The following is a 25,277-nucleotide window of genomic DNA, read 5'->3' as shown; positions in this document are numbered from 1 at the left end:
TAAAGATAAAAAGACGATGGTTGATAAAGATTAATATGACTGAAAATAACAAAAGTCCATTTGCAACAAATCTGCTTAACAGCGCTCCTACACAAAAAAAAATGCAATCCGCGGTAAAAGAGCTGGAAAAAGTACAAAAAAGTCAGCAATCAACCGCTAAAAAAGTAGAAAAGCAGCAAGCAGTTGAAGCCCAGATAAATAAAACGGGTACCCCCTTCTGGTGGATGTTGTTGATGTTCATTTGCTCACTAGTGTATTTGTTCCCTGAAGCGGTATTTAATGCAGCGTTGACCGATGTTGCTGGAGGACGAAACTCCAGCATAGAAGACTTACGAACAGTAGAGCTATTTGGCCGAACAATCAGTGGAATAGGCGTTACGTTACTGTTAGCTGATTTATTATTAAAGGGTAAAAAAGTCGCTAACGTTACGCGCGCTTTAGGTTACTTTGCACTCATTGCGGTACTTGTGTGGCCAACGGTATTTTTTGGACAAAAATGGTTAGTCGATCATTTTATTATTGACGCTTCAACGCCTGAAGAACGCCAGCAAGCTTATTTATCGCAGTTACTCCGTAGTGCGTTAATTGAAAACTCAATCACATTCGAAGGTATTGAGTATGATCCCAATAAAGAACACAGTGCTATCGAAAAAACCTTTTTATCGGTATTTGGTGGATTAGTTTACGCTGACGACAAATTAGTCGACGATTTAAAGGACAAAAAGCGTTTGATAATGGAAAAGTTTGTTCGCGATCGAGCCATGTCTCGGTTTGACGAACACTATGGCCATTATGATAATTTCCGCCAAACACTGCGCAATAAATACACTGAGTATGCCTCGGGTTCAAATCAATATAACCAAGCCTTAGCCAGTGTACAAACTCGGTCGGATTCGTACTGGTTAGACACCCAAAATCAAGTTAAGCAAGGGTGGGAACAATACCAAAAAGGCACCAAAGCTTATGAAGCTAGGGTGGAATCGCGAGCTCAAAAAATTGCTCCAAAACTATATGACTATTTTGAACGTCGTAATAAATGCGCAGAAAAGAAAAGTGGTAGTAGTAAGGATAGATGTTTTGAGCGATTACAAAAAGGCTATGACAAAGAAATAGCCAAGTACGGTATTCCTTATATTCCTCCAGATGATTGGTTAATTCGCGAAGAGATCTCAACCTCAGAAAACGTCGGCAATTCTATTATTTCAGGCATTATGAGCTTAGGCTTATTCACGGCGATGCAGGCTGCAGATGCTATCACTGGTGGCGATGCTGGCTTTAAAGATCATCGAATGGTGTACACCAACGATGTAAATCATTATAAAAAAGTATTGATGATAAAAATGGCACCTGATTTTGTTAAGGAGTCGGGGGGCTACTCTCTAGGCATTAACTCAATCCATCAATTTAGAGTTCATGAACTTACCAGTATAAAAGTTAATAAGAAGCTAAAGCAAAAAGGCTTAACCTTATCCCCTTCTTGGTCAATCACCGATCGCAACAGCTTTGATATCGCTGTCGCTAAAAAAGTGCGTCAACAGGCTGATGCCGAGTGGCGTTCAAAAATGAAAGCTAAGGGTAGCGATATGCCACCGAATTTGAGCTGGCAAACCTTTCAACAGCAAAGCGATATTCAACAGCGTATAAAACAAGAAATGAAAGAGTTGTACGTTAATCCTACGCTAGCCGATTGGAATAATCGCGAGTTTAAGCAACATATTATTGAGCCCAATATAAAACGTAAAACCACTGAATACCTCAATGTGCTCGAAGCTCAACTAGTTGAGTTTGCCGATGGTGGTGCGTTTGAATCAACAGGTAAATCGGCATTACGTTCAACTATTATTCCGCCAATTTCTATGGCGATTAGCTTAGCATTAGTGTTACTTACCGTATTAAAGCTACCGATGAAAGCGGTCGAACTAGTACAAGCTAAACGTGCGTCCTCTGCGCCAAGAGTTAAGCCTAATCGCTTGATAAAACCGGTGATATCAACGGTGTTATTAGCGTCAATATTTGTGGTTCCGTTATCGATGGGCGGCAACCAATACACTATGCCAGGCTCATCACTGCATTACTTTTTTGATCAAATGGAAAAGAACGATTCTGCCACGGTGTCATATACGCTTAAATGGTTACTTGTGACCTTGCCGATTGTACAACCTGTCGGCTCTTCAATAGACCAGCGCTTACTAATTACCCAAGGCTTTAATGCCATTAGCGACCCCATTAATCGCTTTGATTTAGCGGTAATGCCAGCACATAAGGCCACTCAACCGGCTAAATCATCACCTACCAATACCGCCCTATTACCCCTAACGATTAAGAGTAATATCGCAAATGCCAACGTGTCTGTGATGAATATTAAGCCCAAATATCAAGCCGGCATGATGCTACCTGCTGGCAATTATGACATTAAAGTCTCTGCTTCAGGACAAGAGCCCATTAGACAATGGATATATTTGAAAGCTGGCCAAACGAGTTTCGACATTAATTTTTAATGAGCTGATGCTGTTCGCTGGTGACAGAAACAGCAAAATGAATCACGCATTGTTTATAGGAAGTATTACGTGAGTAAATTAGAACAATTCCAACGATTTATCCGCAGCAACGGTAAAGATCTAACTGGTGTAGACGTACCAGTAATATTAAGCAACGAACAAACAAAACTGCCTCAACTTAAGTTTACTTTTGGGTGGACGATTGAAGTTGGGGTCAGTCAACACGAACATGGCGCCTATTGTCCGAATGGCATTAAATCTGGCAGTGCATCGAATGCGAGGGATTACGCCCACGACAAAGCAAAAGAGTATGCTAGCGGACAAAACTCGTTATTTAACGATCGCTTTTTAAACATTCTTGGGCCTGATATTTCTAGTAATTTTTTGATCCGAAATAGAGACTTAAAATCTGCACCAGAAACCTATGTAGGCAGCAAAGTGTGTTACAACTGCAGTGGTTCGGGGTCACAAAGCTGTTCTAATTGCCATGGCTCTGGCAAGAATTCTTGTACCGGTTGTAGTGGCAGCGGCCGCATTAGTGTGTCGCGTTACGACAGCCACAATAATCGCACTGTTTATACGACAGAATCATGCACATCCTGCTGGGGAAGTGGTAAAAAAACCTGTAATACCTGCAGCGGCTCAGGTTCTGTAACCTGTAATACTTGTAATGGTGGTGGTTATCTCTATTACAGTTACACCATTGATGGTGATGCCAAACGTAGCACTAAATGGGCTTATAATAGTAACGACTATCACGAATGGACCTCTGAATTCGTTAAAAATAATGGTTTAGACTTAGTTTATCATTTGACCGAGATAACTGAAGTTGACGTTGAGGGTACCCTTGATGGTTGTACTTTTATTTATGCTTTTACCGCTAAACTGCCGACGTTACAATTTACTGCTACGGTAGATAAAGTCGATACAACAATGTGTTTTGCAGGTAAGAATGACACTACCCATAATGCCGGTGGTGTTTACGATCCTGCAGTATGGCTTGTGGCGCAGAAATTGACAGGCAATGACCAAGAAACCGACAAAGATGTATTAGCAACACCTGCCATAAAAGACATTATTGAAGCGAACACCACCAATACTCAAATTGCGTTATTAACAGAAAATTGGGTATCAAATGAGATTAACGATGCTGTTATCTCTAACTATCAACACTTAGTCACTACGTTAAAAAAGCAGAGCGTTAAGGGCATTGCCCCAAACATGTTTTTAAGCTTAGTGAAGTACACTTATTTGTTCTTCACGTTAGGGATGTTGATCGCGCTGTTATTTCCTTTATTTGCCGCTGAAACGGGTCACCGCATGAGTGTGACACAAGTGCCAGAATGGATAATGGCATTATTGATGATGAAATTTGGTTTATTTGGACTCCCCGCTTATGTGAATTATGCGTTTGTCTTTGGACTGCTGTGGTTAAGCTATAAGAGCGTAAAGAAGTGGTATTGGAAAAATATCGGTAAAACCAAAATCTGGTTATTGGCGATTAGCATCACACTATTATTACCACACATCGGCCTTTCATCTTATTACAATACGTTAGAGCTACTTAGACACTCACCCACCATCGCTAGCACCTTAGTGAGTGGCTCGCTATTAGTCGGTGTTTACTTACTTATTTTTGGGGTGAAAAAACCTAAAAGATGGTACGGCAAACTGTTTGGTTTATTGGCTGGGCTGGGTATTTACTGCGCCATTCAATATGGGCTTTACGTGATAAATCCAACGTATGGTTTTGTGGTAGATCATACTCATTATGCCCGTGAGGTGACGAAACTATTAACATCGGCCTTGGATTTTATGAAGCACAATGTATTTGAGTGGGGCTTGTTATCGATTAGCTTTACTTACTTTTTAACCCGTAGACGTTTTTGGTTAAAAGCAAAAACAATGGTGGCGGATTACGATAGCCCAGTGCTACTAAAATCAATGAATATGGATAAATAGTGTTACGTATTTAGGTTCGATATGCAGAGCATAGGCTAAATTTTGTAGCAACATTAGCAGAAGATTAACCTGTGCTTTCATATCGACTCAGAAAGCGATAATCTACTTTCATACTGTGTTTTGGTGTTTTTAATTTGTAAGTGATGGAGTACTCCTAATATATGAGTATCACGCGTTTTATGGCTAACAAGGACAATCGTCCTGTTACGTCAACCTCTTCGGCACGCATCAGCTATTTTGCCACGCCAACCGAACTCGAAGACCCCGTATTTGAAAGTGTCGACATGAGTCGCGATAATATTCGTCGCCATGTAAGACAAGAACGTAATAGCCTCAGCGCTGAAGAACAAAATCAATTAGCCTTAATTGCCAGCCGTCATATGTTAGCTGAAATTCAGGCACAGTCGGCTCAGCATGTTGCCTTGTATGTCACTCACGATGGTGAACTTGCTACTCAAAAACTGATTGAAGCGTTATGGGATGTCGACATTAATCTCTATTTGCCGCGTATTCATCCGTTTAGTAAGGGCAATTTGTTGTTTGTGCGCTACGATCGCGACTCGGTGATGGTTAACAACCAATATGGTATCAGCGAGCCACAGCTCAATGTGCAGCATGTCATTACCGTTGATAAGCTCGATATGATCATTACTCCGCTAGTCGCCTTTGATGAACACGGCAATCGCATGGGCATGGGCGGCGGATATTATGACCGCACCTTGGCACAAGTGGTCGATAACAAGCCGTTAGCCGTAGGCTTTGCCCACGACTGTCAGCAAGTCAGCCAAGTGCCTACTGATTTTTGGGATATCCCTTTGCCCGTGATTATTACCCCAACGAGAAAATTGGCTATTTAAAATAGCTTAATACTATTAAGGTCGTGGCGCTTCGCCCACACCAGACCAAGAAGGGGAAAACGGCTTCCCCCTCTTGGATCACCCCGGCAGCTCCGGCAAAGTGTTCGTCCTCATAGCATAATAAAAATCACCTAACGACTCAGATGGTACATCTGATGTGAATGGACTGACGAATGTCGTGATGACATGGATGTCAAAAAACGACCATGTACCCCCGAGCCTGTTACATATCTGCAAGACAGGAGTCTACATGCCTTGAAACACAGGGATGTGTGATAAAGGCCATGATGTCACTACGGCATTTTCATCACGCTATTTCGGACACTTTGGACGGAGACACGTTGATACTGCTGATTCCTCTTACATACCAACTAGACTTTGTAGAAGGTCAAAATCAAACATAACAGAATGGAAAAAGCCCCATCAATAAACGCTATTGATGGGGCTTTTTAGTTAACTGATTAGACTAAAAATGGACTTACACAATTGCTTTCTCTAATGCTTGGCTGACATCGGCAATGATGTCGTCGATGTGCTCAATTCCCACCGATATGCGTACTAGATCTTCTGATACACCGGCTTTGGCTAATTCGGCACTGTCTAACTGGCGATGGGTGGTACTGGCGGGATGACAAGCTAACGATTTAGCGTCACCAATATTGACCAAACGTAGCACCATTTGCAGCGCATCAATAAACTTACCACCAGCTACTTTACCCGCTTCTGCATTAGCAGCTTTAATGCCAAAACTAATAATACCAGAGGCTTTACCACCAGTGATTTTTTGACAAGTTGCATGGTGTGGGCTGTCTGGTAGTGCTGCGTAATTAACCCAGCTAATACTAGGGTGTTGCTGGAGATATTCGGCTAGCGTAAGCGCATTACTGCAGTGACGTTCCATGCGTAAACTTAAGGTTTCTAAGCCTTGTAGTAATAAGAATGAACTGTGCGGTGATAACGCTGCACCAGTATTACGCAGTGGTACTACTCGGCAACGGCCAATATAAGCGGCTGGACCAAAGGCGTCGGTATACACCACGCCGTGATAAGACGGATCTGGCTGATTAAGTATCGCAAAACGTTTTTTGTTGGCGACCCAGTCAAATTTACCCGAGTCAATAATCACCCCGCCAATGGTTGTGCCGTGGCCGCCAATGTATTTAGTGAGCGAATGGATAACAATGTCGGCACCATGATCAAATGCGCGGCACAATACTGGCGTCGCTACAGTGTTATCGACAATTAATGGTACCCCATGTTTGTGAGCAATATCAGCTAACCGCTGTAAGTCGACAATATTACCGGCCGGGTTACCAATTGATTCGCAAAATAGGGCTTTGGTGTTGTCGTCAATTAACGCGTCGAGGCCATCAAAGTCATCAAACGCCGACATACGGACTTCAACGCCCTGGCGTGGCAGCGTATGGGCAAATAAGTTATACGTGCCGCCGTACAACTGGCTGGTACTGACAATATTGTCGCCCACTTGGGTTAACGCTTGGATAGCATAAGTAATGGCGGCCATGCCTGATGCCACTGCAAGCGCACCGATGCCGCCTTCAATGGCGGCTAAGCGTTGCTCTAACACACTAGTAGTAGGATTCATTATGCGGGTGTATATATTGCCAGCCACTTTTAAATCGAACAGGTCCGCACCGTGCTGGGTATCATCGAAGGTATATGAGGTGGTTTGGTATATCGGCACCGCGGCGGCTTTGGTGGTAGCTTCAGACTCGTAGCCATAATGTAACGCCAATGATTCCAGCTTCATGTTTTCTGCAGACATAGTGACTTCCTTTCGATAATAGCGAGTGTGGATACTGATTAATATCCACACTACCAATTAGCCATCTAGAAGTCTATAACAAATTGACGTCAACATTGCAGCGCACATTAGCGCTTGGCGTTTTATGGATTATTTTAAATGCCTGCCGCCATCAACAGCATAGCTGCGGCCGGTAACATAATGGCTGGCCTGCAAATAATCGACTAAGGAAATGATTTCTGCATTACCGGCTTCTTTAGGCAATATGGCTTTAGCCAATGCTTTGACTTTATAGGCATCATCGTCATCTTGGTTAAATAAAATCATCGCGGGAGCAATGGCGTTTACTTTAACATGCGGTGCTAACAAGCTAGCAAATGACAGTGTCATGTTATGCAGTGCTGCTTTACTGGCGGCATAGGCGATGTGCTTTTTACTGCCCTTTTCGGCGACGTAATCTGTCATGTGAATAATGTTGCTGGCACCAATGCTGTCGTCATTAGTTTTAGCTGCGCTAATCAGTAATGGCGCTAAGGCAAGATTGATTTGATACGGCGCTGATACGTGAATTTGCATCATTCGCGTCATAGTCTCGCTCGGGCTTAAGCCGTTGTTGTCGGGTAACCAGTCTGACGCATTATGAATAATGGTATCGAGGCGATCATGATGCTCATTGATGTGAGTAATTAATCCATCAATAGATGCCGCATCGGTTAAGTCGCATGAATGTAAACTCGCGCCCAACTTACCGAGCTGTTCAATGCTGTCATAATGAGTACGATAAGTGCCAATGACATGATGACCTTGTGCCAAATAATATTTGGCCAGTGCATAACCTATGCGTTTACCTACGCCAGTGATCAGTATTGTACGTTCCATAATGCTCTCTTAATTTTAGCTCTGATACATTGAGCCTTTATCATAATTAAATTAGATGGTTATCTAAGAATAAACCATCCTAGCGCGTAATAATGACAATCGATAGTGTAATGGGTGATAAAAAAATGACTTCATTATGTGAAGTCATTTTTTAAAAGGCATGCTGTGGCGCAAGCGATTCCGAGTTCAGGCTGGTTATGTCTAAACATTATGCTAGCTGGTTATGTCTAAACGTTATGCTAGCTGGTTATATGTCTAAACGTTACGCTAAAAGCTATGCTAGAAACTCTGCTCGGCTAGCGGGATTGGCCTTAAAGCAACCACCAAGTGCAGTGGTTTGCGTGCTTGATGAGGTATCCATAATGCCACGAGATTTTACGCAGTAGTGGGTAGCGTTAATGCTCACAGCGACATCATCGGTCGCCAATAACGTTTGCAGCGCCACTAGAATCTGCTGAGTTAAGCGCTCTTGTACTTGTGGGCGCTGGGCAAAAAATCGCACGATGCGGTTAATTTTCGATAAGCCGATAATGTTATCTTTAGGAATATAAGCCACTTTGGCGAAACCATCGATGGTAATAAAGTGATGTTCGCAAGTACTCACCACACTGATATTGCTAATTTTTACCATTTCTTCTACACCCATCTTATTATCGATTTGAGTGATTTTTGGGAAATTAGCATAATCGAGGCCCGAGAAAATCTCATTAACGTACATTTTGGCAATGCGGTGCGGTGTTTCAGCTAAGCTGTCGTCGGTTAAATCCAGCCCTAAGGTTGACACAACTTCGGTCATTAAGCCTTTAATACGCTGATATTTTTGCTCGCTGGTCATATCATTTGGCACTAATGGCGTTTCAAGGCCATGAGCAACCAATGCTTGTTGTACTTTTAATGCTTCTGCAGACAACTCTGCGCGCGTTATGTCATTAATGGTCGTCATAATAACATCCTTAAATAGTGGTTAGGCTTGATACTCTAAAGATAACGATACTGAATCGGCGAAGCGCAGTGCATGGGGCTTATCAATAGTGACTCTGGCCAGGGTAACAGTTGGGTGCTCCCGACAAATATCTAATACGTCGGCAACCAATTTTTCCAGTAATAAAAAACGGCCTTCTTCTACATGCTGGATCACTTTTTTGGTGATCACTTTGTAGTTTAGCGCATCAGCAACGTCGTCGGTTTGAAACGATCGATCGGCTGGATAATGGATCTCGATATTGATCACCACGTCTTGCTGCTTTTCGCGTTCGTCTTGGTTAAATCCAATAAACGTACGTAAGCGTAAATTGGTGACCTTAATAATGGCTTGGCTTAATGGCATTATTGAGCCCTTGTGAATTGTTTTGGATATATACGCCAAAGTGAAATAGAAAGATCATAAACCTCGGTAATTTGTGTGTAATCTCGATCATGGAAACAAATGTAATCTGGCTTGATGTTTGAGGCGTACAATATTCAGTATAGGTGTTCAAGCAAGCAATAACATAAATGAGGTAAATGATGGAACTGACTATTTTTTACGATGGCACTTGCCCGCTGTGCCTCAATGAAATGAAGCAATTAAAGCGATATGACCGTTTAAACCACATCGGCCTTGAAGACATTAACGCCGATGATATTAATCTGCGTTTCCCTGATTTAGATGTATTAAAAGCCAATACCGTGCTTCATGGGTTACAAGCTGATGGCAGCTGGCTATATGGTTTAGATGTAACAGCTAAAGCATGGGGCTTAACTGGTAAGCATGGTTGGATAAAATTATTACGGTTACCGCTGATTAAACCTGTTGCTGACCTTGCGTATTTGGCCTTTGCCCGTAATCGCTACCGTATATCTTATTTGCTCACAGGTCAAAAACGCTGTGATAACGGTAACTGTAAAATAAAGTAAGGGTAAACAGCATGAGCGATTCAACGACAACAGAAACCATTATTGTGATTGGCGCTTCATCGCTTATAGCACAAGCTTTTATTAGCCAAGCCATCGCGGAAAAAGAGCCTGATTTAGCGTTAACCATTATCTCCGTGAGCCGTCAATTTTCACTGACACTGCCTGTAATGACACTGCCTGCCCTGGCCAATAATGTCACTCACCATCATATTAGCTGCGATTATCAACAAGCCTCAATTTCTCGTTGTATTGCGGACATGTCATCGATGGTTGGCACCATTAAAAAAATCATCATCTGTAATGGTATTTTGCACTCTAAAACGACTAATGAACGCACAGATAATGAAACCACAGACAAAACTCATTTAATGCCTGAAAAACGCATTGAAGACATTAACAGTGATGCCTTACAGCAGCTGTTTTACGCTAACAGTATTGTGCCGATGTTGTGGTTAAGCGCCTTAACCGAGTTACTGCTACAGCAACCTCATAAGATAGACAGCCCAAAGTGTGTGATCAGTTTATTGAGTGCCCGAGTTGGCAGTATTTCAGATAACCGTTTAGGCGGCTGGTATGGCTATCGCGCTTCAAAAGCCGCGTTAAACATGCTGATTAAAACCACTGCAGTGGAATATGCAAGGCGGCTTAAACGAGTCAAACTCATCGCGTTTCATCCTGGCACTACTGACACACCATTATCAAAACCTTTTCAGGCTAATGTGCCTGCAGGCAAGCTTTTTACCCCAGAATTTGTTGCCAGCCAGCTGTATAACATCATGGCCGATATTGAGCCCAACGGCCAAGCCAGTTACTTAGATTGGCAAGGCAAAGAGATTAGTTGGTAATGTTCCCGCCTATTCACTAAGAATTTTTTGACCAAGAACTCAATAATCAAAAAATGTAGACCCTGTTGATGACCCTGTCGATGTTGTTTAATAAACCATCGACTCCCCTTCAATGTATCGACAACTATTTCCCTGTTCTTATGGTACTAAGGTGCCAATTAAATAGTGCTGTAATTGCTTTATTCTGAAAGTACTAAATCAGATGTTAGTGAGAATATGCACTAGACATGATCTCGCAATGAAACATGACAAATAGGTTGATGGCATACCTTGTCATTGCCGCTATTGAATTAAGGGAACCGATACTATGTCGACGTTACAAACTGGACTCAAAGGGAAAGTGGCACTTATTACCGGCTCCACTAGCGGCATTGGCCTGGCGACAGCGCATGTACTTGCCGAACAAGGTTGTCATATCGTATTGCATGGCTTAATGGCGCAAGATGAAGGGCAGACTTTAGCGGCTGAGTTTGCAACCCAATACCAAATAAAGACCTTTTTCAGCAATGCAGACTTGAGAGACGCTAACTGCATACATGCGTTTATGGACAGTGCGATGAGTGCATTAGGCAGTATTGATATTTTGGTTAACAATGCTGGGATTCAGCACACCCAGGATGTGGCAAACTTTCCGGTCGAAAAGTGGAATGACATCATTGCGATTAACTTGTCTTCCGCTTTCCATACGATTCAACAAGTCGTACCTGCAATGACTGAAAAAAAGTGGGGACGAATTATCAATATTGCCTCAGTACATGGCTTAGTCGCCTCGGCCAATAAGGTAGCCTATTGTGCAGCAAAACATGGAATTATTGGCTTAACCAAGGTGGTCGCGATTGAATGCGCTGAACAAGGAATTACCGTCAACGCGATTTGCCCTGGATGGGTGGATACGCCGCTTATCGGCAAACAAATTGACAGCATAGCAAGCGATAAAAATTTGAGTTATGAAGACGCTAAATATCAACTCGTGACAGCCAAGCAGCCGTTACCAGAAATGCTGGCACCGAGACAAATCGGTGAGTTTGTTTTATTTCTTTGTGGTGGTGCCGCAAGAGGCATTACCGGTGCAGCTTTACCAATGGATGGTGCGTGGACAGCGCAATAAGCTTGGCGTTATTGTTCTATAAAATGGTAGCGTTATATTCAATGTTAGCCCTTATTCACATCGATAAGGGCTTTTTAATGCCTAACAGGCAAGGCTTCAATTAATGATGACAAACTAGGCCATGAATTTAGCAATGTGTTGATAGGTTGCCATGCATTCATCTTTCACTACATCGTGCAGCAACATATAGGCGTGGATCATGCCGTCGAACGAATGATGTTCAACATCAACACCAGCAGCAGTTAAGGCCTTCGCATAGGCTATGCCCTCATCCCGAAGCGGATCGCAGCCTGCAGTAAAAATAAGGGTTTTAGGCAATTTAACAGACATAGCCCCAAACAAAGGTGAAGCCTGTTTAATGACATCTACATCGGTAGATTGAAAGTACTGCTCGAAATACCACTTTATACGGGTTGTTTCGAGTAAGAACCCAGTGCCATTACTGTCTAATGATGGGCTGTTTAAGGTGTAATCGACACTCGGGTAAATAAGAATTTGTTGGTCGATGTTAATCCGCTTATCGGTCAAACTTTTCATGCTTAAACTGGTGCAAATGGCGCCACCAGCACTGTCACCAATAATAGTGACATTGTGTTGATGGTTAACATCACCCAGTAACTCAGCGTAACGTATTAATACCTGTTCGCAGTCATCAATCCCTGCAGGATATGGATATTCAGGCGCGAGCCGGTATTCGACAGATATCACTACACACTGCGCTACGCTAGCAAGATGACGACAAATAGGATCGTAAAGCACCACACTGCCACACATGTGCCCACCACCATGAAAATGCAATAACACTGGCAAAGGTTTATCTGGCGCAGGGCTATAAATCCTGACGGGAATAGTACGGTCGGGTAACGTTAGCATTTTATCTGCAATGTAGCTCATCGCTGGCGAATCACTCATTAGTGCGCCGAGTTTATCTAGATTTTGGCGCAAAATGGTCGGTGTAAATTGGACATTATTCTGTTTAGCCAAGGCGATATTGCTGTTGGCTAACGCCAGAAAATCAGTGAGTTTTGGGGAAACGGTTCCTCGCATTAGGTTAACTCCTTTGGTTTTCCTGTTTCAGGTAGAAAATAGCTGCCAACAAACACTGTGCCGCTGAGTATCGAGATCATCACAAATGAACTGACATAACTGCCATCGTTTAAATCAACCAATTTACCAAACACCCACAACACAATAGTCGAAACCAGATAGCTGATTGACCAAAACAGGCTAAACACCACAGTGATTTTTTGCCCCGTCATGTCAGGGAGTTCGTGAGGAATAGACACTAATGCAGTCACAGGGAAAAAGATAAAAAAGCCCAATATGATAGCGCATGTTATTTGCAGCCAAGGCTCGGTACTAAAAGATAAGCCTAAAACGGTAATAAAAATAATCAAACCACTTAAGCGAAGAATGGGAAGGCGTAACGGATTTTTGCGGCTATACAACATTCCCGCAATCGTACCGACAATACCAAAACCAATCACCCATTTGCTTTGGCTTATGCCCGCTTGAGGATAGAAAGTAAATAGACAAATATAAAACGAAAGCAGTCCAGAATAAGTAAAAGCATAAGCCCAATTAAATGTATCTTTTAAGCCCTCAAGATAACCGTAAATGGCAGGCTCTACCCCAGAGGCATTATTTGCAGATTGTGGAGCATCAAACTTAACCAGTAACCACACGATGGCCAGTATCAAGCTCGCGCCTGAAAACAACACTAAGCTATTTTGCCAGCTACCGGTGAGGGTGTTAATACTGGTCATGCCCCATAAAATAATCGCTGTGCCTACGTTAAATGCTACCGCATTCAAACCATTAACTACCGGACGGTCTTCAGGTGCAAACCACAGCATCACAATAGGGTTAAAGTACACAATCATAAAGGCTCCACCCAAGCCCATTAAAAATCGGCTCACCAGCAGTAACTCATAACTCGTCGCTAAAGGCGTTACTATCCCGACAACAATTAATAACGCGGCTAACAAAAAGGCGTACTTTATTCCAAACTTTACCGCCACATATGCAGCACTAAACGTACCGACTATTTTAGCGAGCGTGACTGCACCACTGATAAAACTTGCCGACGCTAAACTCTCAATGTGCATCGATGCCATGATGTTGTTCATGCTGGCTGTGCCGCCAACCCATGCCATGGCAAAAAGCACATAACTCGTAAAGACTAAACCTTCGACCAAATATCTATGGGTTATTTTCATAGGCGTTATCGGAACCTTAAATGACACTAATGGAGTTAAATCATGTTATCTGATGGGTATGGATAAATAAGTACTACCTTAGTGCACCGCATCGTTAAAAATCTTTATCAAACAGGGCGTCTAGTGTAGTTTCGCAAGGATAAACAATAAAAATAATTGGGGAATAACTTGCAGGCTTGGTTATCTATTGATACTTGGTTAATTAGTTCAATTTCGATTGCTTATCTTGCAATGCTGTTTGTGGTTGCACAGTGGGGGCAAAATCGTTCCATAAAAAAATTAACCCAAAAGCCGTGGGTCTATAGCCTGTCGTTAGGGGTATGCTGCACATCATGGGCGTTTTATGGCACCGTTGGACAAGCAGCAACAACTGGCGCATGGCTGGCCCCCATTTATATTGGTTCGATCATTTGTTTGGTGCTTGCTTGGCCTATGCTAATGCGCACGCTGCAAATAATTAAAAGCCAAAACTTGACCTCTATTGCCGACTTTATTGCATGCCGTTTTGACCGTTCGCCTAAAATTGCTGCCAGCGTTGCCATCGTGTCACTACTTGGCACCATTCCTTATATCGCATTGCAGCTAAGAGCGATTAGTACCAGCTTTGATTTACTAACCGGTACGTTTCAGTCCGGTATTAGCACCGCATTTGTGGTAACGATTGTATTAATTATCTTTAGTATTTTATTCGGCACCCGCCAGCTGTCTGCCAGTAAACATAATCAAGGCTTAGTGCTGGCCATTGCGTTTAGCTCTATCGTTAAGTTATTTGCCCTGACAGCCGTGGGTATTTTTGCCACCTTCTTTATATTCGATGGCTTTGGTGACTTGCTCAGCCAAGGTCAACATATTCAACAAACCAGCCAATCAGACTCGACTTACCTTGTGGTTTCTCAGGTTATTTTGGGTGCGATTACTATCTACGCTTTGCCGCAAGAATTTCACATGATGATGATTGAAAACAATCATGACAAAGAGCTCAAATCAGCACGTTGGATGGTGCCGTTATACCTGCTATTAATTAATATTTTTGTGTTGCCGATTGCATTAGCCGGACAGCTTAGCTTCCCGGGTGGCAGTGTTGGTGCCGATACCTATGTGCTGACATTACCGCTTTTTTATCAACAAGCATGGTTAGGAATATTGGTTTATGTCGGTGGACTGGCTGCCGCAACCGCAATGGTGATTGTGGCAGCTATTGTACTAAGCACGATGATTTCGACAGAAGTGTTAACGCCATTGCTATTACGATTACAGAAATTTGGTTCTCAGCAAACCCCGCAATTATCCGGCATTTTATTAAATTTACGCAGATTCTCAATCGCAGTCATTCTTTTGTCAGCTTTCGCCTTTGAACGTTTTATCGATCAGCAAAATCATCTAGCTAGTATTGGCTTGCTGTCATTTGTACTGTTATCTCAATTTGCCCCCGCCGCAGTAGGCGCCTTATATTGGCGAAGTGCCACCACTCAAGGCGCGTTTGTGGGGCTAATAATGGGCAGTGTTGTCTGGCTTTATACCTTACTGTTACCGGTTACCTTTCCCGATGCTCATTGGGTTAAATTTGGCTTATTTGATATCACATGGCTAACGCCGACAGCCTTGTTTGGCTTAACCGGTTTGGACAATATTAGCCACGGCGTATTTTACAGTTTAGTGGCTAACATTGGTTGCTTTGTGATGATATCTCTGCTTAAAGAGCAAAGCGTTGGCGAGGTTTTACAAGCTGATTTATTTGTAAATAGAAAACATGTGCAACTAGAACGGCACTTATCTATAGAAGATTTAGCCAGTTTATTAAATCGTTTTATCAACAAAGATGAAGCCGATGCTCTTATTGCAGAGTCAAAAAAACTCGCAGGCAAAAACCAGCAACAACTGCTTGTTGATTATACTCGCTTAAAACTGTCTGGCGTACTCGGTTCAGCCTCTACCCGAATGGTGATGAATGCCGCATCACGCAGCCAGCAGGTGCCACTAGAAGATGTAGTTAGCATTGTCGATGAAGCCAGCCAAATCTTTGAATTTAACCGAGAACTGCTGCAATCTGGCGTGGAGAATATTGAGCAAGGCATCAGTGTTGTCGATGCCGATATGCGCTTAGTAGCTTGGAATCAACGCTATATTGAACTGCTTGATTACCCTAAAGATTACGTCAAAGCAGGACTGCAAATTGAACAGCTGATTAGATTTAATATCGACAGAGGTATTATTGTCGGTGACGAGGCTCACCAGCTAGTTGAAAAGCGCTTAGCTCATATGCGCAGTGGTAGCCCTCATCATTTCCAACGCACGATGTTAGATGGAAAAGTACTGGAGATTCGCGGCCAAGCCATGCCAGGCGGCGGCTTTGTGAGTACTTTTGCTGATATTACTGCCCACATTGAAGCAGAAAAAGCCTTACAACTGGCCAATGAAACACTCGAAAAACGGGTTGAAAGCCGCACCCAAGAACTGGAAAAAGCCAAAGCTGAAGCGGAAGCTGCTAATAGCAGTAAAACCCGCTTTTTGGCCGCGGCCAGCCATGACTTAATGCAACCGTTTAATGCCTTAACCTTATTCACTGAAATGTTGAAGCAAAGGGTTAAATCAACGGAACTGTATGACTTGGCAACCAATATTGAAGACTCCTTAAACGTGGTGGAAAGCTTACTATCAGATCTGGTTGAGATATCTCGCTTAGACAGTAACTCGCTAAAAACTGAAAAAAGCCAATTTGCGATTGATGATTTACTGTCAACGTTAGTTAATGAATTTAAGGCGTTATCGGTTCAACAAGGTATTGATTTTAATTACCAAGTCTCTTCTTGTTTTGTAGAAAGCGACCAAAGGCTACTGCGGCGTATTATTCAGAACTTTTTGTCTAATGCGTTTCATTATTCCCCTTCAGGCAAACGCAATCAGCAAGTAATATCCCAAACCTCTACGCCTGACAATAAAGTAAACGGGCAGACTAACAATACTGAGTTTGTCCCTAAAGTGTTATTAGGCGTCAGGCGACTTGAGCACGCTTTATTAATCCAAGTTTGGGACAATGGCCCAGGTATTCCGCTGGATAAACAGCAAGCCATTTTTTGTGAATTTGAACGCTTAGAGCTCACTCGTGAAATTCCGGGATTAGGGCTAGGTTTGGCGATATGTGAACGAATTTCCAAGTTGTTGGATATCAACATATCGCTGCATTCTGAAGTAGGCAAAGGGACGTGTTTTAGTGTTGAAATACCCCGAGTATTACAGCAGAAAAAGCCGCTTAAAGTGATTGAAACAGCCGAAGATGAGATAAGCAGTGACAGCGCTAATATCACTGTAATGGTGATCGACAATGACGACCTGATGCTAAAAGCGATTTCTACATTACTCAGCGATTGGGGATGCAATGTCATTACCGCAAAAGACCAACCCAGTGCCATACTGCAATTGGCCAATAACCCACAACCCAAACTGATTATTGCTGACTATCACTTAGAAGATGATAAAAATGGTGTGGACTTAGTACAGTATTTATTAGCCAATCACCTGACGATAAGCCGTAACCAACCCACCTGTGTTATCTGCTCTGCGGACCCTTCGGAAGCCGTTAGGCAACACACCAGCAGTGCTCAATTTAGCTTTGTGCGTAAACCACTTAAGGCAATAGCCTTAAAGCGGATCATTAAACAACTGACGCCTGAATAACTAATATTTTCAATAGATTAATGACCACAAAAAATGCCTCATATGGAGGCATTTGAGTTAACTCTTTTTATCGCGATTCTTATTATCGATCAGTAACCGCAATCAATGGCGATAACTATTCATTGCGACAATAACCGTTCGTTAGGGCAATCGATTTATGCTTGTACATCCACCTGCTGGTTTTCAGTTGAAGTAATCATTAATTGTTGAAACACCAGCCCAGCTTGCGTGCGATTATTGATTTCGAGTTTGAGTAAAATCGCTGAGACATGTTTTTTTACTGTGGTTTCTTTAATGTTTAAATCATACGCTATTTGTTTGTTGAGCCTACCATTGGCAATATTGGCCAGCACAGTGTACTGCTGCGGTGTGAGTTGAGCTAATTGCTTTGCTAAACGTTGATGTTCTGCGGCGGTGTGTTGATCGGCACTGATATTGGTGTGATCTGGAAGCCAAACACCTCCTTCAAGCACAGTATCAATCGCCGTCGATATTTGGGTTAGATTGGCTGATTTTGGAATGAAAGCACTGGCGCCAAAATTGATCGCCTTACGGATAATCTCCGGCTGGTCGTCTGATGACACCATGATAACCACGATATCGGGGAAGTGATTTTGCAATAACGTCAGTCCAGTAAAACCATCGTTTCCCGGCATATGCAAATCAATAAAGATAAGCTCAATATCTGAGTGCTGCTCCACAATAGCGATTAACTCCTGAAAGTTTTCCGCCTCTAGCACTTGTGCATTGTTAACACTTTTAAGCACGGCTTGGGTTAACGCGGCACGAAATAGTGGATGGTCATCTGCAATGGCCACTTTAATTTGAGACATCATTGGCTCCCTAACATTGCGTTGATATTGTTATGGTTCACTCTTTATAAGCAATAAAAAGAATAACCGGTTCTAAAGAGACCGGCTATCCTTATCTACATCAATTAAACAAGGTTTTAGAAGACATAGCCAACGGTTAATGAAATGGTCTCTGGGTCGCCATAATATCCAATTAAGGTGTTATCGCCGCCTAGCCCTGGCGTAAAATCGCCATTGCCTGTTGGCGTGACAAAGGCGTAGTTACCCACTAAATACTCTTCATCAGTGACGTTTTTCCAATGTAATCCAGCATTCCAATGGCCATCATTACTATACCAATTCACACCAAAATTCAGCAATCCGTATCCATCTTGACTCAATAGATTATCCACAACCGCTAAGTCATAATCGCTGCGGTAGTAGTAATTACCATTAATGATAAAACTGCCTACATCAGCTTCAATGCTGTAACTAAACCCTAGGTTTGCAGTGGTATCTGGGGTATTGGTAATGGTATAAGTGTCGCTAATATCAATTTTATTACCCAGCTCGTCATATGAAATCACCTCGTCAAAAGTGGCGTCAATTAAGCCAAGATTAGCAAATAAGTTAAGTGAATCTGTCGCAGCGTATTCAACTTCAAGCTCTAGGCCTGTCGCTGTAGACTTACCGATGTTTCCTAAACGCTGATTAAGGTCTGAACTGTCCTCTCCTGGTAACACCGTGACAAACTGCCTGTCTTTATGATCGAGGTAAAATAGCGTGGCATTGACGCGAAGATTATCGTTCCATTCGCTCTTCATACCAATTTCATATGAATTAACCGTTTCTGGATCAACCGCGGGTTCAGCACCTGTTGCTCGTGGATTAAACGTACCCGATTTGAAGCCTTGTGAGTAGCTGGTAAACACCATCATGTCATCACTCACTTGGTATTCTAAACCGACTCGCGGATTGAATTTAGACCATGTTTCTTCATCATCGAGCACTTTAGGTATTTGAGATTCAATTAACGCGTCATCGCGCACAAATCCAGGATACCAGCCCGTTTCAGGATAAATACTATCGAATATCACGCCATTATAAACCGTGGCTTCTTTTGATTCGCGGGTGTAACGGCCGCCTAATGTCATCGATAGCTTTTCAGTAAAGTCGTATGAACCTTGCACATAAGCAGCGTAGCTTTCGCTATTATTACAACCACTCACCTCACGAGTTAGCCCACCATATGCTTTAAAGGCTTCTTCTAAAATAGCATCGAAAACACCACAAGAATCACCGTCAAAATAGTAAATCCCCGACACTAAGTTGAGATTGTCACCAACATAGTTCACCTGAAACTCTTGGCTAAATTGCTCATCTTCGTAGATAGCTGGCACGTCGAAAATACGTAAGCTGGTATTATCAAAGTCGATGTTGGTTAGCGACTCGCCTTCACGCTTGGCTGTGACCGACTTTACGCTCCAGTTTTCATTGAGGTTATATTCGACCGTCGCGCTCCACCCTTCTGTTTCTACTTTGTTCCATGTAGGCATACTGGTGTAAGAATCATATTTGCTATCAGGTACTGGTGCATCAGTTAATAAGCTAGGAAGTAGGCGATAGCCGCCTTTTGAGTTGGAGTCATCCTGGGTTTTATCATACGTAAAACGCATAAACAGATCGTCGTTAGGTGTGTATTCAACGCTTAAGCGACCCGCCATTACATCTTTATTATAGTTTTCGGTATCTTGGCCATCTAATGCCGAGGTTTTAAATTCACCAAAACCGTCACGGTTTAAACTCGCAAAGGCAAAACCGACATAGAGCTTGTCATCAACAATAGGTAACTGCCCTGCCACTTTGACATCTTTTTGGCCATAACTGCCGACGGTACCTTTAAGACTTAATTCACTATCGCCAGACATCTTTTTGGTAACATACTTAATTGCGCCACCAATGGTATTTTTGCCGTACAACGTGCCTTGTGGCCCCCGAAGTACCTCAATACGTTGTACATCAAGAATGTCTAACACTGCACCTTGCGGACGCGCAATATAGACGTCATCAATGTAAATGCCAACCCCAGGCTCGTAACCCCAAAGTGGATCTTCTTGACCCACACCACGAATAAAAGCGGTAAGCGTAGAGTTAGTGCCTCGGCTAGATTGTAATGTGGTATTGGGCGAAAACTGCTGAATTTCAGTCATCACACTGATGCCGTTTTCTGCCAACTCGGTAGCACTGACCGATGTCACTGCCACAGGTACATTTTGCAAGCTTTCAACTGTTTTGCGTGCTGTCACTTCAATACGCTCTAACACAGGTTGTTTGTCGCCGCTGTTATTTTGTTCTTCTGCGGCAACGGCATATTGCGCGCTTAACACTGACGAAATGGCTAAGGCAATACAGCTCATTTTAATAGTATTCTGTTTCATACAGATCCCCGTTGTAATATTTATTATTAATGGTTTTACTTACTACTAATTCTGATTTACGACTGATTTCGATTTATTACTATCTGTTCACATATTGACTGTATAGCATTTTTAACAACATTGAATCGGTACTATAGTAGTATGTGTTTTGGTCTAGATATTAAAAAAACAAACGATTAATTAATAACAAAAACATAATGTTATAAATTTAACCTTGATTAAAGCCCCCAAAGCTTAATCACTTCAGTCACACTGCTTATGGGTGCCCTAAGCAGATAGTCACTTTCTTCACCTCCATGTTTTATGTCTGGATTGACGGCAATGCCGTGACCAAAATCGTTAATAGTGACGAGTTCGATTGACGCGTTATTTTGAGCATCTTTCCAGCGTGAAATACTGTATCCAGATTCATTTGACACCGTTGGCTTAGCGTTAGATTGAGTTAACACTTGCCATTGAGATGCGAGCATTTGCGCATTGTTAGCATTGACCACATTGTCGCTGTCACCCGTCCAGATACTCAACGAAGGCCAACGAGTTTGTTGAGGGTGTATTGCTTTGGCAAATTGAGCTAATTCTTCAACCGATAGCGCTGGTCCTTGCTTCATACAAGAGATGGCTTTGATCAAATTATCGGCACAGGGATATGGCAAGCCAGCGATGATCGCACCGCTTTGAAATAGATTTGGATAATTGACGATTGCCGCACTCGCCATGGCGCCACCAGCAGATAACCCGATGATATAAACATGCTTGGCAGCTAGTTTTTCTTGAGTAGTTACTATCATGTTTTTTATCGATAACATTTCACCACTGTCTATCTGCGTATCTTGACTTGCAAACCAGTTGAAACAACCCTTTACGTTATTGTCATAGCTTTGTTGTGGCACTAAAACCGCAAAATGATGCTCTAACGCCAATGACGTTAGGCCACTTTTGTTAGCCAATTCGACACCGTCTTGAATACAACCATGCAGTAACACCACCAAAGATAAATCCCCAGCAGGAGAAGCATTTGAGCCTTGCGTCACAGGAAGATAAAAGCTTGTCAGCGCACCAGGATTATCACCAAAATCGGTGAGTGGGATATAAGGCGTATCGGTTGCTTGAGCCGGTAGCATCGAAAAAATCCAACCCAGTAAAAGCAGCGGCATGGTTAAGCTGTATTTTTTATTTCTCATTTCAGCGGTTTCCAAATTTAACATATTAGTAACTTGCAGAATTTTGCTCCAAACAGCAATGGCACTTTAGATCCACATGGAAAACTAATGTCGGTAAGGCGATGAAAGATTAGATGATGAGCCTGTAGCAATGAAGAATTGTGGGTGTAAACAATGTGAATAATCGAATAGCAATAAACCGAGATGCTAGATGCTAGATGCTAGGCATTTTAAACCAAAAAAAACGCGAAGCCTTGGCTTCGCGTTTTTTAGACCATCGACTTGTTAATTACTTAACAAATTCAACGCCTAATTTAATGTCACCTTTAAGGGTGTCTAACATTGCATCGCGAGCGTTAGCTTCGAATGCGCTGATTTCACCGTAAGGTAATACTTTTTCTACGCCGTTTTTGCCAAGTAGGATTGGCTGTGCGAAGAATGTAGCGTGCTCACTGCCGCCGTCAACATAGGCACATTCAACAACGTTAGCTTCGCCTTGTAGACCACGTACCAATGATAAACCAAAGCGACATGCTGCTTGGCCCATTGATAATGTTGCGCTACCGCCACCGGCTTTAGCTTCAACAACTTCAGTACCTGCGTTTTGAATGCGAGTTGTCATTGCTGCTACTTCTTCATCAGTGAAAGTAACACCTTCAACTTGAGAAAGTAGTGGAAGAATAGTCACACCGCTGTGTCCGCCGATCACGTTAACTTTAACGTCAGCAACGTTTAAGCCTTTAAGCTCAGCGATGAAGGTTTCGCTACGGATAACGTCAAGTGTTGTGATACCGAATAAACGGTTTTTGTCATAAACACCGGCATTTTTTAATACTTCAGCAGCAATCGCTACAGTCGTGTTAACTGGGTTAGTAATAATACCCACTAATGCTTTAGGGCAAGTTACAGCCACTTTTTCCATTAGGTTACGCACGATACCAGCGTTGATGTTGAATAGATCTGAACGATCCATACCAGGCTTACGCGCAACACCAGCAGACATTAACACTACGTCTGCGCCAACTAATGCATCTGTAGGATCTTGACCAGCAAAACCTTTTACTTCTACATCTGTTGGGATGTGACTTAAGTCAACCGCAACACCAGGAGTAACAGGAGCGATGTCATATAGAGACAACTTTGAGCCCGCAGGCAGTTGAGTTTTTAACAGTAAAGCTAGAGCCTGGCCAATACCACCAGCAGCACCCAATACAGCAACTTTCATAATTATCTCCATCAATTTATGCAGTTTGTGACATAGATCTAAATCGTCGTGGCGTCACATTACTGCATCGTCACAATAATTTCAATTATACGTTAGTGGAGGACCGTAAATAAGTAAGCCCTGATCCACGCACAGACTGGCGTAACGCCGAGTATTAGCAGCATGAATCCGTGTAAAAATACGGCAAAAAACATCGATAATATGATTATTTTTCATCTTCGTTATACCGAAAAAAACCAACATTTGAGAGTTTTTATATTGAACAAATATAACTCAGCTGTTTTATTGTGGAGTTGTAATCACCCTATCAAGCGGGTTAAGCAATATCGATATGTTTGTTTTAGGCATTAAAATGTTGATTTTGTATTGATGAGTTTTACCGTTATTGAACTGGGTCTTTCATCCTGTTTAAAGCCATAAATATTGGAGCCTTAACTCATTTCGTACACATTTTCTGACGCAACAAGCCAATACTTTTATTGAGTGTCGCGTTATGATGGCTGCAGATCATCCTATAAAAACGAGAAAAACATGACAATAAGAATAGGCCAACATGCCGACCTGCACGCCCTAGTTCAGTTTAACCAAGCCATGGCAATGGAAACCGAAAACCTATCATTAGACACTGAACAATTGACTCGCGGTGTTGAAGGACTGCTTACCCATCCTGAACGTGGGGTATATTTAGTCGCCGAAGTTGACGGCGAAATTACCGGATCGTTAATGGTCACCTATGAGTGGAGTGACTGGCGCGCAAGTAATTATTACTGGATCCAGAGTGTGTATATACGTCCACAGAATCGTCGTCAGGGTATTTATGGCAAGCTTTATCAAGCGGTAAAAGACTTAGCAGCAGAAAACGGTGGCACCGCCAGTTTCCGTTTGTATGTTGAGCATGACAATAAAGTAGCCCAAAAAACCTATGAATCATTAGGGATGGAGCAAAGCCATTATTTAATGTACGAAGAAAATACTAAGTAATCGTAAGTCACACATGCAAAAGCCGGAATAATCCGGCTCTTTTGTGTTTATCGTTTAAAGAATTTAACGCGTTCAGCAGAGATTACGACAATAACTAGCCTGTTCGCAACGCGAGAATTTTACTGATATCCAGTGGCGCAGTAAATTGACTAAACCCTTTGTGCTGTTGATCAATCGCATGAATCGACATTCTGTCTGCCAACTCATTACCTTCAATACCAATATGGGCAGCGACATGCTGAAGTACTAAATCGGCTTTCATTGCATCATATAGCCCATGTGCTTGCTTGATAATCTCCAGATTGGCGATTTCACCGGTTTTTCGGGTCCAGCTTTTGGCTTTCCAACCATATGCCCACTCACAAACACATTTAATCGAATACTGTGAGTCACTCATGATTTGCACGGTTTCGCCCGCGTCTAGGACCTTTTTAGCCACAATTAATGCTTGGTGCAGCGCATTGAGCTCGGCAGTATTATTGGTGCCATTAGGATTAAACAAACCAAACCATAATTCGGCTAACTCGCCTTTGCGGTATATCGCCATCCCAGAACCCGCTTTACCAGGGTTGGGTTCGCAACCTCCGTCGGTGTAAATAACCACATCAAATTGGCTTAACACTGCTTGATTAGCGCTAAGAGTTTTGGTTGATGTTCCAGCCCCTGCAGCCTCTGTCGATGAACGACCTGCCGCTTTTACTGGCACACTTTTGCCTATACTGCTTGCAGGAGATTTAGCAAATGCAGCTTTGGCTTCTGCTTCTGTAGCAAAGGATTTGTACTTGGCTTGTGGATATTTATCTACTGAGCGCTTAGTCACATCCCAACTGGTAAAAATGCCCGTTTCTCGACCGGCCCATACTACGTAAAACTTCTTTGCCATGATTAACTCTTACTTCAACAATGCTAACTTCACTAATAACGTGCTTGCATCATGCCATGATTAAACTTGGCTTTGAAACAAAAATACATGATGCG

At 42.6% G+C, this 25,277-nt stretch carries 19 protein-coding genes; 8 read left to right on the top strand and 11 right to left on the bottom strand.

The window, feature by feature from the left end; genetic code table 11:
• Positions 1–35 precede the first annotated feature (35 nt).
• The 3 genes from AAEY99_RS07915 to AAEY99_RS07905 all read left to right on the top strand — a co-directional run bounded on the left by AAEY99_RS07915 (position 36) and on the right by AAEY99_RS07905 (position 5,317).
• Positions 36–2,498: a carboxypeptidase-like regulatory domain-containing protein gene (locus tag AAEY99_RS07915; RefSeq protein WP_351009937.1), complete on the top strand. Its 2,463-nt coding sequence runs from the start codon at positions 36–38 to the stop codon at positions 2,496–2,498.
• Between the two features lie 69 nt (positions 2,499–2,567).
• Positions 2,568–4,460, top strand: coding sequence for a hypothetical protein (locus AAEY99_RS07910; RefSeq protein ID WP_162022344.1), 1,893 nt, complete (start codon positions 2,568–2,570; stop codon positions 4,458–4,460).
• Positions 4,461–4,621: 161 nt separating this feature from the next.
• Positions 4,622–5,317, top strand: coding sequence for a 5-formyltetrahydrofolate cyclo-ligase (locus tag AAEY99_RS07905; RefSeq protein ID WP_162022343.1), 696 nt, complete (start codon positions 4,622–4,624; stop codon positions 5,315–5,317).
• A 478-nt stretch (positions 5,318–5,795) separates the two neighbouring features.
• On the opposite strand, the gene AAEY99_RS07900 is transcribed toward AAEY99_RS07905, so the two are convergent.
• From AAEY99_RS07900 to folX, 4 genes are all read right to left on the bottom strand, one after another.
• Positions 5,796–7,088, bottom strand: a complete 1,293-nt coding sequence (locus tag AAEY99_RS07900) for an O-acetylhomoserine aminocarboxypropyltransferase/cysteine synthase family protein (RefSeq protein ID WP_162024276.1) — start codon at positions 7,086–7,088, stop codon at positions 5,796–5,798.
• 144 nt (positions 7,089–7,232) lie between these two features.
• Positions 7,233–7,961 carry a dihydromonapterin reductase gene (gene folM / locus AAEY99_RS07895; RefSeq protein ID WP_101086045.1) on the bottom strand — a complete coding sequence of 243 codons (729 nt, stop codon included), beginning with the start codon at positions 7,959–7,961 and terminating at the stop codon, positions 7,233–7,235.
• A 274-nt stretch (positions 7,962–8,235) separates the two neighbouring features.
• Positions 8,236–8,904, bottom strand: coding sequence for a GTP cyclohydrolase I FolE (folE, locus tag AAEY99_RS07890; RefSeq protein WP_101086046.1), 669 nt, complete (start codon positions 8,902–8,904; stop codon positions 8,236–8,238).
• A 21-nt stretch (positions 8,905–8,925) separates the two neighbouring features.
• Entirely contained in the window at positions 8,926–9,288 is a 363-nt protein-coding gene (gene folX, locus AAEY99_RS07885) for a dihydroneopterin triphosphate 2'-epimerase (RefSeq protein WP_101086047.1), read from the bottom strand.
• 179 nt (positions 9,289–9,467) lie between these two features.
• Here folX and AAEY99_RS07880 point away from each other — a divergent pair, with 179 nt between their 5' ends.
• The 3 genes from AAEY99_RS07880 (at position 9,468) to AAEY99_RS07870 (ending at position 11,810) form a co-directional block, all read left to right on the top strand.
• Positions 9,468–9,857 carry a thiol-disulfide oxidoreductase DCC family protein gene (locus tag AAEY99_RS07880; RefSeq protein WP_162024275.1) on the top strand — a complete coding sequence of 130 codons (390 nt, stop codon included), beginning with the start codon at positions 9,468–9,470 and terminating at the stop codon, positions 9,855–9,857.
• Between the two features lie 11 nt (positions 9,858–9,868).
• Positions 9,869–10,702 (top strand): SDR family NAD(P)-dependent oxidoreductase, encoded by an 834-nt coding sequence (locus AAEY99_RS07875; RefSeq protein ID WP_351009933.1) that lies wholly within the window; start codon positions 9,869–9,871, stop codon positions 10,700–10,702.
• A 307-nt stretch (positions 10,703–11,009) separates the two neighbouring features.
• A complete protein-coding gene (locus AAEY99_RS07870) occupies positions 11,010–11,810 on the top strand; it encodes a 3-hydroxybutyrate dehydrogenase (RefSeq protein ID WP_101086050.1) in 801 nt (266 codons plus the stop codon).
• A gap of 114 nt (positions 11,811–11,924) precedes the next feature.
• Here AAEY99_RS07870 and AAEY99_RS07865 read toward each other — a convergent pair whose 3' ends face one another.
• Positions 11,925–12,857, bottom strand: coding sequence for an alpha/beta hydrolase (locus AAEY99_RS07865; protein WP_162022339.1), 933 nt, complete (start codon positions 12,855–12,857; stop codon positions 11,925–11,927).
• Positions 12,857–14,029: an MFS transporter gene (locus AAEY99_RS07860; RefSeq protein WP_351009930.1), complete on the bottom strand. Its 1,173-nt coding sequence runs from the start codon at positions 14,027–14,029 to the stop codon at positions 12,857–12,859. The genes AAEY99_RS07865 and AAEY99_RS07860 overlap by 1 nt, the downstream gene beginning before the upstream one ends.
• Positions 14,030–14,197: 168 nt before the next feature.
• Here AAEY99_RS07860 and AAEY99_RS07855 point away from each other — a divergent pair, with 168 nt between their 5' ends.
• Positions 14,198–17,704, top strand: coding sequence for a hybrid sensor histidine kinase/response regulator (locus tag AAEY99_RS07855; protein WP_351009927.1), 3,507 nt, complete (start codon positions 14,198–14,200; stop codon positions 17,702–17,704).
• 155 nt (positions 17,705–17,859) lie between these two features.
• Here the strand turns inward: AAEY99_RS07855 and AAEY99_RS07850 are convergent, their stop codons facing one another.
• The 4 genes from AAEY99_RS07850 to mdh all read right to left on the bottom strand — a co-directional run bounded on the left by AAEY99_RS07850 (position 17,860) and on the right by mdh (position 23,318).
• Complete coding sequence (locus AAEY99_RS07850) at positions 17,860–18,537, bottom strand: response regulator transcription factor (protein WP_101086054.1); 678 nt, start codon at positions 18,535–18,537, stop codon at positions 17,860–17,862.
• Between the two features lie 116 nt (positions 18,538–18,653).
• On the bottom strand, positions 18,654–20,933 hold the full coding sequence (locus AAEY99_RS07845) for a TonB-dependent receptor (RefSeq protein WP_101086055.1): 2,280 nt from the start codon (positions 20,931–20,933) through the stop codon (positions 18,654–18,656).
• Positions 20,934–21,151: 218 nt separating this feature from the next.
• Complete coding sequence (locus AAEY99_RS07840) at positions 21,152–22,114, bottom strand: extracellular catalytic domain type 1 short-chain-length polyhydroxyalkanoate depolymerase (RefSeq protein ID WP_254439860.1); 963 nt, start codon at positions 22,112–22,114, stop codon at positions 21,152–21,154.
• 268 nt (positions 22,115–22,382) lie between these two features.
• The gene (gene mdh / locus AAEY99_RS07835; protein ID WP_011638612.1) at positions 22,383–23,318 is read right to left on the bottom strand and encodes a malate dehydrogenase; all 936 of its coding nucleotides are present in this window, start codon (positions 23,316–23,318) and stop codon (positions 22,383–22,385) included.
• A gap of 531 nt (positions 23,319–23,849) precedes the next feature.
• Here mdh and AAEY99_RS07830 point away from each other — a divergent pair.
• Positions 23,850–24,299 carry a GNAT family N-acetyltransferase gene (locus tag AAEY99_RS07830; RefSeq protein WP_101086056.1) on the top strand — a complete coding sequence of 150 codons (450 nt, stop codon included), beginning with the start codon at positions 23,850–23,852 and terminating at the stop codon, positions 24,297–24,299.
• A 94-nt stretch (positions 24,300–24,393) separates the two neighbouring features.
• On the opposite strand, the gene AAEY99_RS07825 is transcribed toward AAEY99_RS07830, so the two are convergent.
• Positions 24,394–25,182 (bottom strand): ribonuclease H family protein, encoded by a 789-nt coding sequence (locus AAEY99_RS07825; protein ID WP_162022336.1) that lies wholly within the window; start codon positions 25,180–25,182, stop codon positions 24,394–24,396.
• Positions 25,183–25,277 lie beyond the last annotated feature (95 nt).

It is taken from the genome of Shewanella sp. S1-58-MNA-CIBAN-0166, assembly GCF_040310085.1.
Taxonomy (GTDB): domain Bacteria; phylum Pseudomonadota; class Gammaproteobacteria; order Enterobacterales; family Shewanellaceae; genus Shewanella.
Note: the sequence above shows the minus strand (reverse complement) of the source record. Positions and strands in the feature narration are given on the sequence as shown.

Excerpts from the sequence above, each read along its gene's own strand:
- AAEY99_RS07915 (WP_351009937.1), top strand. The coding sequence starts at position 36 with ATGACTGAAAATAACAAAAGTCCATTTGCAACAAATCTGCTTAACAGC.
- AAEY99_RS07905 (WP_162022343.1), top strand. The coding sequence starts at position 4,622 with ATGAGTATCACGCGTTTTATGGCTAACAAGGACAATCGTCCTGTTACG.
- AAEY99_RS07900 (WP_162024276.1), bottom strand. The coding sequence starts at position 7,088 with ATGAAGCTGGAATCATTGGCGTTACATTATGGCTACGAGTCTGAAGCT.
- folM (WP_101086045.1), bottom strand. The coding sequence starts at position 7,961 with ATGGAACGTACAATACTGATCACTGGCGTAGGTAAACGCATAGGTTAT.
- folE (WP_101086046.1), bottom strand. The coding sequence starts at position 8,904 with ATGACGACCATTAATGACATAACGCGCGCAGAGTTGTCTGCAGAAGCA.
- folX (WP_101086047.1), bottom strand. The coding sequence starts at position 9,288 with ATGCCATTAAGCCAAGCCATTATTAAGGTCACCAATTTACGCTTACGT.
- AAEY99_RS07880 (WP_162024275.1), top strand. The coding sequence starts at position 9,468 with ATGGAACTGACTATTTTTTACGATGGCACTTGCCCGCTGTGCCTCAAT.
- AAEY99_RS07875 (WP_351009933.1), top strand. The coding sequence starts at position 9,869 with ATGAGCGATTCAACGACAACAGAAACCATTATTGTGATTGGCGCTTCA.
- AAEY99_RS07870 (WP_101086050.1), top strand. The coding sequence starts at position 11,010 with ATGTCGACGTTACAAACTGGACTCAAAGGGAAAGTGGCACTTATTACC.
- AAEY99_RS07865 (WP_162022339.1), bottom strand. The coding sequence starts at position 12,857 with ATGCGAGGAACCGTTTCCCCAAAACTCACTGATTTTCTGGCGTTAGCC.
- AAEY99_RS07860 (WP_351009930.1), bottom strand. The coding sequence starts at position 14,029 with ATGAAAATAACCCATAGATATTTGGTCGAAGGTTTAGTCTTTACGAGT.
- AAEY99_RS07850 (WP_101086054.1), bottom strand. The coding sequence starts at position 18,537 with ATGTCTCAAATTAAAGTGGCCATTGCAGATGACCATCCACTATTTCGT.
- AAEY99_RS07845 (WP_101086055.1), bottom strand. The coding sequence starts at position 20,933 with ATGAAACAGAATACTATTAAAATGAGCTGTATTGCCTTAGCCATTTCG.
- AAEY99_RS07840 (WP_254439860.1), bottom strand. The coding sequence starts at position 22,114 with ATGAGAAATAAAAAATACAGCTTAACCATGCCGCTGCTTTTACTGGGT.
- mdh (WP_011638612.1), bottom strand. The coding sequence starts at position 23,318 with ATGAAAGTTGCTGTATTGGGTGCTGCTGGTGGTATTGGCCAGGCTCTA.
- AAEY99_RS07830 (WP_101086056.1), top strand. The coding sequence starts at position 23,850 with ATGACAATAAGAATAGGCCAACATGCCGACCTGCACGCCCTAGTTCAG.
- AAEY99_RS07825 (WP_162022336.1), bottom strand. The coding sequence starts at position 25,182 with ATGGCAAAGAAGTTTTACGTAGTATGGGCCGGTCGAGAAACGGGCATT.